The 13,164-nt window shown below is 74.0% G+C and carries 10 protein-coding genes; 5 read left to right on the forward strand and 5 right to left on the reverse strand.

Going from position 1 to position 13,164, the window contains the following annotated elements; genetic code table 11:
• Positions 1 to 10: 10 nt before the first annotated feature.
• Together Q8W71_RS08880 and Q8W71_RS08885 are read right to left on the reverse strand one after the other, a co-directional pair.
• Positions 11 to 895 carry a restriction endonuclease gene (locus Q8W71_RS08880; protein ID WP_370875370.1) on the reverse strand — a complete coding sequence of 295 codons (885 nt, stop codon included), beginning with the start codon at positions 893 to 895 and terminating at the stop codon, positions 11 to 13.
• 146 nt (positions 896 to 1,041) lie between these two features.
• Positions 1,042 to 1,479, reverse strand: a complete 438-nt coding sequence (locus tag Q8W71_RS08885) for a Ros/MucR family transcriptional regulator (protein ID WP_370875371.1) — start codon at positions 1,477 to 1,479, stop codon at positions 1,042 to 1,044.
• Between the two features lie 422 nt (positions 1,480 to 1,901).
• Between Q8W71_RS08885 and Q8W71_RS08890 the strand changes: the two genes are divergently transcribed.
• The gene (locus Q8W71_RS08890; RefSeq protein ID WP_305524987.1) at positions 1,902 to 4,592 is read left to right on the forward strand and encodes a bifunctional acetate--CoA ligase family protein/GNAT family N-acetyltransferase; all 2,691 of its coding nucleotides are present in this window, start codon (positions 1,902 to 1,904) and stop codon (positions 4,590 to 4,592) included.
• A 265-nt stretch (positions 4,593 to 4,857) separates the two neighbouring features.
• Here Q8W71_RS08890 and Q8W71_RS08895 read toward each other — a convergent pair whose 3' ends face one another.
• Entirely contained in the window at positions 4,858 to 5,391 is a 534-nt protein-coding gene (locus tag Q8W71_RS08895; protein ID WP_305524988.1) for a Dps family protein, read from the reverse strand.
• A gap of 142 nt (positions 5,392 to 5,533) precedes the next feature.
• Complete coding sequence (locus Q8W71_RS08900) at positions 5,534 to 7,075, reverse strand: L,D-transpeptidase family protein (protein WP_305524989.1); 1,542 nt, start codon at positions 7,073 to 7,075, stop codon at positions 5,534 to 5,536.
• Between the two features lie 161 nt (positions 7,076 to 7,236).
• Here Q8W71_RS08900 and Q8W71_RS08905 point away from each other — a divergent pair, with 161 nt between their 5' ends.
• Positions 7,237 to 8,379 (forward strand): acyltransferase family protein, encoded by a 1,143-nt coding sequence (locus Q8W71_RS08905; RefSeq protein WP_305524990.1) that lies wholly within the window; start codon positions 7,237 to 7,239, stop codon positions 8,377 to 8,379.
• Here the strand turns inward: Q8W71_RS08905 and Q8W71_RS08910 are convergent.
• Entirely contained in the window at positions 8,366 to 9,556 is a 1,191-nt protein-coding gene (locus Q8W71_RS08910; RefSeq protein WP_305524991.1) for an endo-1,4-beta-xylanase, read from the reverse strand. The genes Q8W71_RS08905 and Q8W71_RS08910 overlap by 14 nt on opposite strands.
• A gap of 180 nt (positions 9,557 to 9,736) precedes the next feature.
• Here Q8W71_RS08910 and Q8W71_RS08915 point away from each other — a divergent pair, with 180 nt between their 5' ends.
• The 3 genes from Q8W71_RS08915 (at position 9,737) to zwf (ending at position 13,057) form a co-directional block, all read left to right on the forward strand.
• Positions 9,737 to 10,579: an SDR family NAD(P)-dependent oxidoreductase gene (locus tag Q8W71_RS08915; RefSeq protein ID WP_305524992.1), complete on the forward strand. Its 843-nt coding sequence runs from the start codon at positions 9,737 to 9,739 to the stop codon at positions 10,577 to 10,579.
• Positions 10,580 to 11,063: 484 nt separating this feature from the next.
• Complete coding sequence (locus tag Q8W71_RS08920) at positions 11,064 to 11,366, forward strand: hypothetical protein (protein WP_305524993.1); 303 nt, start codon at positions 11,064 to 11,066, stop codon at positions 11,364 to 11,366.
• Positions 11,367 to 11,590: 224 nt separating this feature from the next.
• Complete coding sequence (zwf, locus tag Q8W71_RS08925; protein ID WP_370875375.1) at positions 11,591 to 13,057, forward strand: glucose-6-phosphate dehydrogenase; 1,467 nt, start codon at positions 11,591 to 11,593, stop codon at positions 13,055 to 13,057.
• Positions 13,058 to 13,164 lie beyond the last annotated feature (107 nt).

The following is a 13,164-nucleotide window of genomic DNA, read 5'->3' on the forward strand; positions in this document are numbered from 1 at the left end:
CCATCGCGTTTCAAGGGCGTCGGTGGTGCGGGCTCCTGGCCGGGCCGCGCCGCGCCGGACCCGGCGCGACCTCGCCCGTGGCCCGATCGCCCGGAGCGTCCGTGTCGTCCAGATCATCCAAGTCGTCGTGGTGCAGGAGCAGCACGTCGGTCGCCGCGGCGAGGCGGCGGGCGGCCGGGGTGAAGCCGGCATTGGTCACCACCGCCGCCCGGTCGCCCGCCCAGAAGTGCAGGGCGGCGGCGGCCTCCTGAACCGCGGCGTTGCCCACGGGCTTGCCCAGCCGCTTGCACTGCACGACGAGGCGGAACCGGGCGCGGGTCGCGACGAGGTCGGCGCCCTGGTCGCCGCTCGGCGGCGTCCGGTGGACCTGCCAGCCCGCCCGCTCCAGGCGCCCGGCGCAGTAGCGCTCGTAGTCCAGGCCGTCCTCGGGCGCCTCGTCCTCCTCCGGGCGCGCGACCGCGGCGGCCTCCGCCTCGACGATCTCCAGCATGCGCCCCCGCGCCGAGGCGGCGAGGTCGGCGAACCGGGCCCCGAGCCGCGGCACCACGGTGCGGTCGAGGAAGTACGCCCGCTCGCGCAGCCAGCCGTCCTCGATGGCGTTGCCGTAGGCGTCGTGGAAGCGCTCCTGCCGCCGCCGCAGCGCCAGCGTCCCGGCATGCGCCCGGGCGATCCGGCGGACCCGCGCCCGGAAGCGGCGCGGCCGGTCGAGGTGGCGGGCGAGCACCAGCACGAGCGCCAGCCCGGTGGCGGCGAAGGCCGGCGGCCCGTACCAGAGCGAGAGGGCGCTGCCCGCGGCCGCCGTCCAGAACAGGCGGGCGACGGGGCTCGGCGGGAGCGGGGCGTCCTCGGGCGGCGTCGCGCGGAGCGGGGCGCTTCGCGGCATCGGGCTCGGCATCGGGCGTCTCGGGACGGGCGGATCCGCCCTACGTCGCAGGGCGCCCTTGCCCGAGCCTGAATCCCGGCGGGAAAGCTGTGGACCGGACGATCGGACGGGCCGCGCGCACCGGAGCGCAGCCGCGATCCGCTCCGGCCCGGATCGCTCTACTCCGCCGCCTTCCGGCGCTGCTGGCCGAGCCCCATGGTCTTGGCGAGGGTGGAGCGGGCGGCGGCGTAGTTCGGCGCCACCATCGGGTAGTCGTGCCCCAGCCCCCACTTCTCGCGGTACGCCTCCGGCGTCAGGCCGTAGCGGGTGCGCAGGTGGCGCTTCAGCGACTTGAACGTCTTGCCGTCCTCCAGGCACACGAGGAAGTCGGGCTGGATCGAGCGCCGGATCGGCACGGCGGGGCGCAGCGCCGCCTCCGGCTCGGCCCGCGGCGCCGACAGCCCCTGAAGCGTCGCGTGCACGGCTTCGAGCAGCGCCGGCAGCTCGGGGACGGGCACGCGGTTGTTGCTCACGAACGCCGCCACGATGTCGACGGTCATCGCGAGCGGGTCGATGTCCGGCCCGGTCACCATCTCCGCGTCCGTCTGCGCGTCCATCGCCCCGATATCCTCCTGAAGGCAGCCGCGACCGCTCGACGTCCGCGATGCGTGGAACGCCCGATGAAGCGGCCGATGAAACGGCCGATGCGTGGCTGTTGAGACGACGCTCCTATGGCTTTCTCAGTTGCAGGGCAAGATGCAAACGGACTGTCCTGTGTTGATGCGCGCGATCGATTGACAAATCCGGCACACTGCCCGGATCCGGACCCTCAATATACTCCAGCCCTGTACGCGGCCGGTCCGCGGCCGGGGCGCAGGAACGGCGCCCGGCCTGGGGCGTTGCGCGCAGGAACCGCCTCGGGGCCGGCACGCGCCGTGCTTCCGGTGCGTCGCGCGGAGGGACCGGCACATGCGGGCGGACGGCATCGACGCCCCGGCTCTGGCCGGATGAGGCGTGCGGGCGCCCCGGCGGGGCGGGCGTGAGCACCTACCGGTTCGACAGGCTGCTCGCGCCCCGGGCGATCGCCCTGGTCGGGGCCGGCGCGGAGGCGGGCTCCCTCGGGCGCAGCGTGCTGGACAACCTGCGGCGGGCGGGCTTCCCCGGCCCGATCCTGCCGGTCCATCCCGACCTCGACCGGGTCGACGGGCTGCCCTGCGTCCCGCGCCTCGCCGACCTGTCCACGACCCCCGACCTCGTCGTCGTCGCCGTGCCCCCGGCCGCGGTGCCGGAGGCCGTCGATCACGCCGGGGCGCGCGGTGCGGCCGCCGCCGTGATCCTCACCGCGCGGCTCGGGCGCGAGCCCGAGGATCCGGGGCCCCGTGCCCGCGCCATCGCCCGCGGCCACTCCCTGCGCCTGCTCGGGCCGGACAGCGCCGGGCTCACGGTGCCGGGGGCCCGGCTCGACGCCAGCCTGTTCGCCCACGCGCCGGGGGCGGGCGACATCGCCCTGATCTCGCAATCCGGGACCGTCTGCGCCGCGATCGTCGAGTGGGCGGCCCGCCACGGGGTCGGGTTCTCGGCGGTCATGGCGATCGGCGGCGCCCTCGACATCGACGTGGCCGACTGCCTCGACCACTTCGCCGGCTGCGTCCGCACCCGCGCGATCCTGCTCTGCCTCGACCGGGTGGAGGACGCCCGCCGCTTCATGTCGGCCGCCCGCGCGAGCGCCCGCGCCAAGCCGGTGGTGGTGCTGCGGGCGGGCCGCCACCTGCCCGACACGCGCAGCGCGGTGACGCATACCGGCGCCCTGGCCCGGCCCGACGCGGTCTACGCCGCAGCCTTCCGCCGGGCGGGGCTGCTCGCGGTCCAGGATCTCGACGAGATGTTCGCCGCCGTCGCGACCCTCGGGCGCCAGCGCCCCTTCCCCGGCGGCCGCCTCGCGATCCTCACCAACGGCCGCGGCATCGGCCTGCTCGCCGCCGACCGCCTCGCCGACCGCGCCGGCACCCTGGCCGATCTCCCGGCGGACGCGGGGCGCCCGGCCGGCAACCCGGTGGATCTCGGCATCGACGCGGGCGGCGCCGATTTCGCCGCCGCGCTGGCGCCGCTGCTCGCCGACCGGGCGAGCGACGCGGTGCTGGCGGTCCACGTCCCCACCGCCCGCTCGCAGGCGGGGGCGGTGGCCGCGGCGGTCGCCGACACGGTGCGCGGGGCGCGGACCGGCACGCGGAAGAAGCCGGTCTTCGCGGTCTCGCTCGGCGAGGACGAGGCGGCGCAGGCGGCCTTCGCGGCGGCCGGCATCCCGCACTTCGCCACCGATTCCGAGGCGATCGAGGGCTTCCTCCACCTCGTGCGCTACCGCGAGGCGCAGGACGACCTGATGCGCACGCCCGACTCGCTGCCGCGGGACTTCTCCTCCGACACGGCCCGGGCGCGCCAGATCATCGCCGCCGCCCTGCGGCAGGGCGCGGCGTGGCTCGATCCGATCGCCGTGAACGGCCTGCTCGAAGCCTACGCCGTCCCGACCGTGCCGCTCGCGCTGGCCCCCGACATCGATGCCGCCGCCGCCGCGGCGTGGCCGATCATCGCCCGCGGCGAGGCGGTGGCGCTCAAGGTCGTCTCGCCGGACATCGTCCACAAGTCGGATATCGGCGGCGTCCATCTCGACCTGACCAGCGAGGCCGCCGTCTGCGAGGCGGCCCGGGACATCCTGGCCCGGGCCCGGCGCGAGCGGCCGGACGCGCGGGTGACCGGCTTCGCGGTGCAGCCGATGGTGCGGCGGGGGCGCCGCCGCGAGCTGATCGCCGGGCTCGCCGAGGACGCGGTGTTCGGGCCCGTGGTGGTGTTCGGCCGCGGCGGCGTCGCGGTCGAGGTGATCGACGACCGGGCGCTCGGCCTGCCGCCCCTCGACCTGACGCTCGCCCGCGACCTCATCGCCCGCACCCGGGTCTCCCGGCGGCTCGCCGCCTACCGGGACGTGCCGGCGGCCGACCTCGGCGCGGTCGCCCTGACGCTGGTGAAGCTCGCCCAGCTCGCCGCCGACCTGCCCCAGGTGCGCGAGCTCGACATCAACCCCTTGCTCGCCGACGAGACCGGCGTCCTCGCCCTCGACGCCCGGGTGCGGATCGGCCGCCCGGAGCCCGGCCGCTACGCGCATCACGGCCGCCGCGGGCGCGGCCATCCGGGCTTCGCCATCCGGCCCTACCCGGCGGAGTGGGTGCGGCTCCTCAACGTCAAGGACCGCACCGTGCGGGTGCGCCCGGTGCGCCCGGAGGACGAGGGGCTGTTCCTCGCCTTCTTCGAGGGACTCGATCCCGAGGACGTCCGCATGCGCTTCTTCGGGCCGGTGCGGGCCTTCAGCCACGCCTTCCTCGCCCGGCTGACCCAGCTCGACTACGCCCGCGCCATCGCCTTCGTCGCCGTCGAGGTCGGCGCCGACGGGGCGGAGCGGATGCTCGGCGCGGTCCGGCTGCACGCCGACGCCAACCGCGACAGCGGCGAGTACGCGATCGGCGTCGGGCGCGACGCCCGGGGCACCGGCCTCGCCTACGCGCTGATGCGCCTGATGATCGACTGGGCGCGCTTCGAGGGCATCGGCCGCGTCGAGGGCAGCGTGCTCGCCGAGAATCGCCCGATGCTCGCCGTCTGCCGCCGCCTCGGCTTCGCGCAGAGCCGCGATCCCGATGATCCGGGGCTGGTGATGGTGCGGCTCGACCTCGCGGCGGGGTGATGCCGTTCTCCGGCTGAAATCGCTCGGTCGCCCCCCGCCCGCGCCGTCATCGCGAGCCGCAGGCGAAGCGACCCAGGGCTGCGCGCGACTTCAAACCGTGGCGCTGCTAGATTGCTTCGCTGCGCTCGCAAAGACGAGCGGAGACGACCGCGGCCCCTCGACCGAAACAGCGTGACGTGCACGGTCGACGCCGCGCTCAAGTCCACGAAAAAGCCCCGCATCCGGGGATGCGGGGCTGTTCGGATCGTCGATCCGGACGTGGGATTTAGTGGCCGCCCTCGGAGGCGTTGCGGGTCGCCTCGTAGAGGAACCACGTGCGCTCCTCGGACTGGTCGATCCACTCCTCGAGCAGCGAGGTGGTGGAGACGTCGTTGGCCTCGTCAGTGATGCCGTGCAGCTCGCGCATGTTGGCGGTGAGCGCCTTGTTGTCGTCCCGCAGCTCCTTGAGCATGTCGAGCGGGCTCACGTACTCGGCGTCGTTGTCCGGCACGCGGGTCAGCGCATGGGCCTGGCCCAGCGAGCGCAGCACGGTGCCGCCGATCTTGCGGGCGCGCTCGCCGACCGCGTCGATGATCGCGAAGATCTGCTGCGACTGCTCGTCCATCAGCAGGTGGTAATCGCGAAAATTCGGGCCGCTGACGTGCCAGTGGAAGTTCTTGGTCTTGATGTAGAGCGCGAACAGGTCGGACAGCAGGACGGTCAGGCCCTCGGCGATCTTCTTGGTATCGTTCGGGTCGAGGTCGGTCGGGGTGTTGAGCCGGTCGCTCTCGATGCGGCTGATCGGCTTGGCCTTGGCCATGGGGTATCTCCGGTTCCTTGGCTGTGGGTGTCGCAGCAGCGTGCCGCTTCCCGGGCGGGGAAGGGCCGGCCGCGTTCACACCGGCAATGACCGGTCCCCTCGAATGTTCCGCCTCCTTTCGCCGTGCATGGCAGGGTTGGGATCAGCGCGCAGGTTGGAGCGATTCCAGAGTGCGGCGCGGCGCCGCGGCAGGCTCGGCGGCCTTCTTGGCGGCGGCCTTCGGACCGGTCGCGCCGGTCACCGGCGGGTCGGCCGGCCGGGCGGCGGCGGCGGCCGGAGCCGGGGCGGTGGTCGCGGGGGCGGGGCTGTCGAGCCCGTAGATGTCGTCGCGGAAATGCGCCCGCCCGTCCGGGCCGCCATAGCCCGTCAGGTAGACGAATCTGACGGGGACCGGCTTCGCCAGCTTGATGTCGCGGCGCTCGCCGTCGGCGATGCCGGTCTCGACCTCCATCGGCCCCCAGGCCGAGCCCGGACCGTTCGGCCCCTCGACCCCCTGGAGGAGCCAGCCGACGAACTCCTTCACCTGCCCGACGCGGACGCAGCCGTGGCTGTGGAAGCGGACGCTGCGCGCGAACAGCGACTTGGCCGGCGTGTCGTGCATGTACACCGCGTAGCGGTTCGGCATATCGATCCGCACCTGGCCGAGCGAGTTGTCGAGGCCGGAATCCTGGCGCAGCGTGTAGTTCACCGCCTTCTCGGTCGCCCAGTCCACCTTGGTCGGGTCGACCTCGATCCCGCCGGGGCCGAGGATGCGGATGCGGTTCTTGGCCAAGTAGCCCGGGTTCTTGCGCATCTGCGGGATGATCTCGTTCTTCACCACCGAGACCGGCACCGTCCAGGTCGGGTTGAAGTTGATGTCGGTGATCCGGGTCTCGATCGCCGGCGTCGCCTTGTCGGGCGAACCCACCACCGCGACGTAGCGGCGGACGACCTGGCCGCCCTCCACCGCCTCGACGGTGGCCGAGGGGATGTTCACGGTCACGTAGCGCTCGCCGAACGGGAACTTCGAGCCCATCAGCCGCGCGGCGGAGGCGGCGAGCTGGCGCTGGCGCGTCTCGGCCGGAACGTTGAGCGCGTTGAGCGTCAGCCGGCCCAGAATGCCGCTGTCGGGCAGGCCGTGGCGGGCCTGGAACGCGGCGATCGCGGCCACAAGCGGCGGGTCGAGCCGGTCGCTCGGGGCCGCGTTGGCGGGCAGGTCGCCGACGAGGGTCAGGTGGTGGCGCAGGGCGGGGATCGCCGGGCTGCGCTCGCCGGGCTTGAGGCTCGCGAGCGCGTCCGGGGTCCGCTCCCAGCCGCCGGCCTCGGCGAAGGCCGCGTAGCGCTCGGCCGCCGCCAGCGTGTCGAGGAAGGTGCGGGGGGTGAGCGTCGGGAGCGGGTCGGCGGAGACCTTGGCGTAGACGAGCGGCGCCGGCTCCCGCTTCTTCGGGGGCGTGTCCGCGGGCTTGACGGACGGCGCGGCCGCCTCGGCCGCGGGCGGCGTCGCCGGCTGCGGGACGGGGGCCGCGGGCGTGGCGGGCGCCGCTGCGGCGGCGGGGACGGGCCCCGCCGCGGGAGCGGCCTGTTGCGTCGGCGCGGGGGCGCCCTGGGCGAGGGCCCCGCCGAGGCCCGCGAGCAGGGCGGGCAGGCAGAGGCCCGCGCGGAGGCGGGCGCGGGGGCGGGGCGGGACGGGGTGGGGCGGGACCATGACGCGACTCTCCCGACGGCGCCCACCGGCGCGATCGGCGGCGATCATGGGTCGGGATGGTTACCGTTTTCCTCCGCCGCCGATTCACCATGGCGCGGGTCCGGGCGCCCGCCGCCCCCGCGCCCGTGTAGTAGTGAGAAGGCTCGCCGGATCTGCCCACCATGACGCCGCCCGCCGCGACAATGCCGCCCGCCCCGGAGCCCGCGCCGGCCGGCTACCCGCGCGCGATGCCCTACCTGCCCCAGCTCGACGGGGTGCGGGCGCTGGCGGTGCTCATCGTGTTCGCCGCCCATTGCGGCTACAGCCACGTGGTGCCGGGCGGCTTCGGCGTCACGGTGTTCTTCTTCCTCAGCGGCTACCTGATCACCACGCTGCTGCGGATCGAGCGCGCGGCCGCGGGCACCGTCTCGCTGCGGGCCTTCTACATCCGCCGCGCCTTGCGCATCCTGCCGCCGCTCTACCTGACGCTCGCGATCGTGGGCGCGCTCTACGCCGCCGGGCTGCTCGACTGGATGCCGGTCGAGCCGGCGGCGGTGCTGGGGCAGGTGACCTTCCTGACGAACTACCCCGGCCTGTTCGGCACCGAGGCGGTGCTGCCGGTGCCCCTCTGGAGCCTCGCCATCGAGGAGCACTTCTACCTCGTCTTCCCCGTCGTCTTCGCCCTGTGGCTCGGCCGCGCGCGCCCGCGCCGGGCGGCGCTCGCCTGCCTCGCCGTCTGCGTGCTCGTCCTGGGCATCCGCGGCCTCAACGTCTGGCGGCTTGCCGACTACAGCCTGAACTACTCGTGGACCCACACCCGCATCGACGCGATCCTGTTCGGCTGCTGCCTCGGCCTGTGGAACAACCCCGTGATCCCCGCCGACCGGGCGTGGCGGCCGCGGGCGTGGCACGTCGGCTTGAGCCTCGCGGTGATCCTCGGCACGCTGGCCGTGCGCGATCCCGCCTTCCGCGAGAGCCTGCGCTACACGCTCCAGAGCGCCGCCCTGTTCGTGCCCTTCGCCTACCTGCTGCACGGGGCGGGGCCGGTCGTGCGGCTGCTCGCGAGCCGGCCGCTGCGCCAACTCGGGCTGTGGTCCTACAGCTTCTACCTCGCGCACGCGGCGGCGGTCGCGCTGGTGCTGCACGTCGCCCCCGGCCTGTCCCGCCCCGCGCTGATGCTCGCCGCGTTCCTGCCCACGCTGGCGTGGTGCTGGGCGATGTCCGCCCTCGTCGAGCGCCCCTGCGCGCGCCTGCGCCGCCGCCTGCTCGCCGACCGCCCGCCCGAGCCGGCGCTCGGCGAGGCGGCCCGGATCACGCCCGCCTGAGCTTGTCCCGCGCGGCCGCGTGGTCGGGGGCCTCGCGGAAGGCGCGCTGCATCGCGTGCCACACGGGCTTGCGCTGGAAGCGCGCGTCGAGCGGCAGGGCCCGCTGCGGCAGGCCGTCCGGCCGCTTGCGGAAGGGATGGTCGTTCAGCCACGTGTCGGGGTCGTAGATGTCCCAGCTCACGATATCGAGGGTCGCGGGCTCGGCCAGCACCACGTCGAGGTAGCGCCGGGCGAAGTCGGCCACCATCCGGTCGCGGGTCGGCACGTCCGAGGGGAAGGCGCGGTCGTCGATGTCGAACTCGGTGATCTCGATGCCGAGCCCCATCGCCCCGATCTCGGCGAGGAAGCGCCGGAGCTGGCCCTGGTCGATCGGCACCGTGCTCGTGAGGTGCGATTGCAGGCCGAAGCGCTTGATCGGCACGCCGCGGGCGCGCATCGCCGAAAGCCGCCGCAGCACCTTGGTCCGCTTGGCCTCCATCCAGGGGGCGCCCTGCTCGACCGCGTCCTCGTTCCACGTGCCGGCCGCCGCCGGGTCGGTCTCGCGCAGGATCCGGAAGGCGAGGTCGACGTAGCCGGGCCCGATCGCCGCGAGCCAGGGCGAGTCGCGCAGGCCGCCGCCGCGGTCGGGATCGCTCTCGTTGCCGAAGATCTCGTTGACCACGTCCCAGGCGACGATCTGCCCGCGGTAGTGCCCGGCCACCGTCTCGATCCAGCGCCGCATGAAGTCCTCGGCCTGGACGGCGTTGGCGCGGGCGAGCAGCGGTCCGACCCAGGGCGGCAGCGCCGCGTGCCAGACCAGGGTGTGGCCGCGCATGCGCTGGCCGTTGGCGCGGGCGAAGCGCAGGATCGCGTCGCCGCGGGCGAAGTCGGTGCGTCCGGGGGCGGGCAGCACCTCCTCCATCTTCATCTCGGTGCCGCAGACGAGGAGCCCGCATTCCCGCGCCACCGCCTGCCGGTAGGGAGGGGACGTGTCGAAGCGGTGGAACGGCACCTCGCAGCCGTAGAGCAGGCCCTTGGCCGCCGCCGCCGCCTGGAGGCTGTCCGCGGACCACGACGGCCGGCCGAGCGGCCCGAACCCCGCGGCGGGGGCGGCCCCGGCGCTGGGTGCGGCGGACGCGGGACGGGCGAGGCCGCAGGCGGCCCCGGCCAGCACGGCGCGGCGGCTCAATCCAGGCATGTCCGTCCCCGATCCCCCATCCCGATCCTCCATCCCGATCCTCCGTGCGGCCGATTACAGCACACGCAGCCGGCCCCGGGCGATCCGCGCCGGATGCGGGCCGGGGCTTGTCCCCACGGCGTCGCCTTCGGCCCGGCGCGCCCCATGTTGCGGGGCCGTCCGCCAGCCAGGAACCCGCCGATGAGCCAGCACCCCGCGATCAGCCCCGGCCGCAGCGCGGTGGTGACCGGCGCCGCGAGCGGCATCGGGCTCGCCGCCGCCAAGGCGTTCGCGTCCGCCGGCATGAACGTCTGGCTCGCCGACCTGCCGGGCGAGCGCCTGGAGGCGGCCCGCGCCGCGGTGGCCGCCCTCGCCGCCGTCGAGGTGCGCGCCGTGCCGACCGACGTCTCGGACCGTGCCGCGATGGAGGCGCTCGCCGCCGCCAGCGCCAAGGCCGGGCCGCCGGCCGTGGTGATGCTCAACGCCGGGATCGAGGCCGGCGGCACGCTGTTCTCCGAGGCGGAGGTCTGGGAGCGGATCCTGGGGGTGAACCTCTGGGGCGTGGTCAACGGCATCCACGCCTTCGCGCCCGGCATGATCGCGGGGGGCAAGCCCGGGGCGGTGGTCGTCACCGGCTCGAAGCAGGGCATCACCACGCCGCCGGGCAACACGCCCTACAACGTGTCGAAGGCGGGGGTGAAGGCGGTCACCGAGGCGCTCGCCCACGACCTGCGCGGTCGCGAGAGCTGCCGGGTCAGCGCCCACCTGCTGATCCCCGGCTTCGTCTATACCGGCCTGACGAAGGCCCGCGGCGTCGCGGAGAAGCCTGCCGGCGCCTGGACGCCGGAGGAGACGGTCGCCTTCCTGCTGGAGCGGCTGGCCCTGGGCGACTTCTACATCCTCTGCCCGGACGGCGAGACCACCCGCGCGCAGGACGCCAAGCGGATCGCCTGGGCGGCGGGCGACCTCGTCGAGAACCGCCCGGCCCTGTCGCGCTGGCACCCGGATTTTGCCGAGGCGTTCAAGCGGCACATGGAGGGATAAGCCTCTGGAAGGGTGAGCCTCTGGAGGGGTGATACGGCTTCCGGCCGAAGGGTTCGGGATCGACGCTCTCCGTCCTTGCGAGCGGAGCGAAGCAATCCAGCAGCGCGACGTTCTGAGACCGCGCGGTGCCCTGGGTCGCTTCGCCTGGGGCTCGCGATGACGGCGCAGGCCAGGATCACCGAACGGTTCACCCGGAAACGCCATGGGCCTCCGGCGCCGTCGAGACCCGTCGGCGCTCTCGTGCTCCCCGGTCGGATTCAATCTCCGGTCGGCTGGACATCGCTCCCGACGGGGCCGCATCCTCGATCCGCTCCGGCGCGCGGCACTCGTCCGGGCGATGATCCGGGGAGGCACGCCTGGCCCGCCGCGAACGCCCCCGCCCCGCGCCGCGGCACGCCATCTTCGGTCCCCGGCCACGAGCCCGGAGGCGGCGTTCCTCCGCTTCGGCAACGCCTTCCATTGGGAAGCAGAGATCGGCCCCCTCATGGGCGCGGATCACGGCTCGGACAGGGCCTTCCTCGCGGCCGTGCTCGCGCGGATGACGCGGGCGGAGCACCGCCTCGTGGCCGCGTTCATCACCGACCTGACGGGCGGCGGCTACACCTTCGCCGAGGCGCGGGCGCTCTGGACGCGGACGTGGATCGCCGGCGCCGCGTCCGACTGGACCGATCCGGCCGCCTTCCTCCGCTTCCTGCTGACCGTGCGCGACACGATCGATCCGCACGCGTGGCCCGCTACCGCGCCGCGGTTCCGCCCCGGACCTGCGGAGAAAGCGCGGCGGCGCTAGCGCATCGTCCCGGATATCGGATCCGGGACGATGCGCTAGCCCTTTGATTGGCATCATCTTTTCCGAAAGCCGGTGACCGCCTTTCGGGACGATGCTCTAGGATAGGTCTCGCACGGCGCGGGTTCTGCACCAGTATAAGCCCGGCGGCGCGGCGGACCGGCTCGATCGGAAGCCCGGGCCGCCGTCCGCGTCCGCACGACACCGGAGAGCCGCCCTTGGCCACGATGATCATCCCCGTCGCCTCCTTCGACTTCGTCGTGTTCGGCGCCACCGGCGACCTGACCGCGCGCAAGCTCCTGCCGGCGCTGTACTACCGCTACCGGGACGGCCAGATCCCCCAGTCCAGCCGGATCATCGGCGCCTCGCGCTCGAACCTGACGGCCGAGGCGTTCCGGGACCACGCCCGCGACGCGCTCAAGCGCTTCGTGACCGCCGCCGACCTGCCGGAGGAGACGCTCCAGAGCTTCCTCGACCACGTCGACTACGTCGCCGTCGACGGGACCGGCGACGAGGGCTGGCCGGCGCTGAAGGCCAAGCTCGACGAGCGCCCGGACCAAGTGCGGCCCTACTACCTCGCCACCTCGCCCGACCTCTACGGCGCGATCTGCCGGAACCTCGCCGCCCACGGGCTGATCGGCGAGAAGTCCCGGGTCGTGCTGGAAAAGCCGATCGGCAAGAACCTGAAATCGGCCCAGGCCATCAACGACGCGGTCGGCGAGGTCTTCCCCGAGTCGCAGATCTTCCGCATCGACCACTATCTCGGCAAGGAGACGGTCCAGAACCTGCTCTCCCTGCGCTTCGCCAACACGATCTTCGAGCGGCTGTGGACCTCGGACGTGATCGACCACGTCCAGATCACCGTGGGCGAGACGGTGGGGGTCGAGGGGCGGGCGGGCTACTACGACACGTCGGGCGCCCTGCGCGACATGCTCCAGAACCACATCCTGCAGCTCCTCTGCCTCACGGCGATGGAGAGCCCGCTCAACCTCGACGCCAACGCGGTGCGCGACGAGAAGCTGAAGGTGCTGCGCGCCCTCAAGCCGATCACCCCCGCCGACGTCCACGCGGTGACCGTGCGCGGCCAGTACGCGCCCGGCGCCGTCGACGGAAAGCCGGTGGACGGCTACCTCTCGGAACTCGGCCACGACAGCCGCACCGAGACCTTCGTGGCGATGAAGGTGGAGGTGCAGTCCTGGCGCTGGGCCGGCGTGCCGTTCTACCTGCGCACGGGCAAGCGCCTGCCCCAGAAGCTCTCCGAGATCGTGGTGCAGTTCCGCGCCGCACCGTTCTCGATCTTCCCGGCGGAGGCGTTCGGGCGCGAGCCGAACCGCCTCGTCATCCGCCTCCAGCCGCAGGAGGGGATGAAGCTCGAAGTGATGACCAAGGACCCCGGCCCCGGCGGCCTGCGCCTGCGCCCGACCGCCCTCGACATCTCCTTCGAAGAGACGTTCAAGCAGCGCTACCCCGACGCCTACGAGCGCCTGCTGATGGACGTGGTGCGCGGCAACGCCACCCTGTTCATGCGCCGCGACGAGGTGGAGGCGGCCTGGGCCTGGGCCGACGGCGTGCTCCAGGCCTGGGCCGAGCGCGCCGAGCCGCCGCGCCCCTACCCGGCCGGGAGCTGGGGGCCGACCGCGGCCATCGCGCTGATCGAGCGCGACGGGCGGACGTGGCATGAGGAGCTGCGGTAGGATCTCCGGGGGGCTCGCGTCGCCGCCGGACTTCCGTCCGACGCGACGGGCCGCATCCGACCTGCTCGTGGACGCGCCGTCCTGACACCCGGGGTGATGAGCCGGCG

Origin of the sequence: Methylobacterium amylolyticum, from assembly GCF_030700245.1 — a bacterium.
In the GTDB taxonomy this organism is placed as follows: domain Bacteria; phylum Pseudomonadota; class Alphaproteobacteria; order Rhizobiales; family Beijerinckiaceae; genus Methylobacterium.

Coding starts and splice junctions, on each gene's coding strand:
- Q8W71_RS08880 (WP_370875370.1), bottom strand. CDS start 895: ATGCCGAGCCCGATGCCGCGAAGCGCCCCGCTCCGCGCGACGCCGCCC.
- Q8W71_RS08885 (WP_370875371.1), bottom strand. CDS start 1,479: ATGGACGCGCAGACGGACGCGGAGATGGTGACCGGGCCGGACATCGAC.
- Q8W71_RS08895 (WP_305524988.1), bottom strand. CDS start 5,391: ATGGCCAAGGCCAAGCCGATCAGCCGCATCGAGAGCGACCGGCTCAAC.
- Q8W71_RS08900 (WP_305524989.1), bottom strand. CDS start 7,075: ATGGTCCCGCCCCACCCCGTCCCGCCCCGCCCCCGCGCCCGCCTCCGC.
- Q8W71_RS08905 (WP_305524990.1), top strand. CDS start 7,237: ATGACGCCGCCCGCCGCGACAATGCCGCCCGCCCCGGAGCCCGCGCCG.
- Q8W71_RS08910 (WP_305524991.1), bottom strand. CDS start 9,556: ATGCCTGGATTGAGCCGCCGCGCCGTGCTGGCCGGGGCCGCCTGCGGC.
- Q8W71_RS08915 (WP_305524992.1), top strand. CDS start 9,737: ATGAGCCAGCACCCCGCGATCAGCCCCGGCCGCAGCGCGGTGGTGACC.
- Q8W71_RS08920 (WP_305524993.1), top strand. CDS start 11,064: ATGGGCGCGGATCACGGCTCGGACAGGGCCTTCCTCGCGGCCGTGCTC.
- zwf (WP_370875375.1), top strand. CDS start 11,591: ATGATCATCCCCGTCGCCTCCTTCGACTTCGTCGTGTTCGGCGCCACC.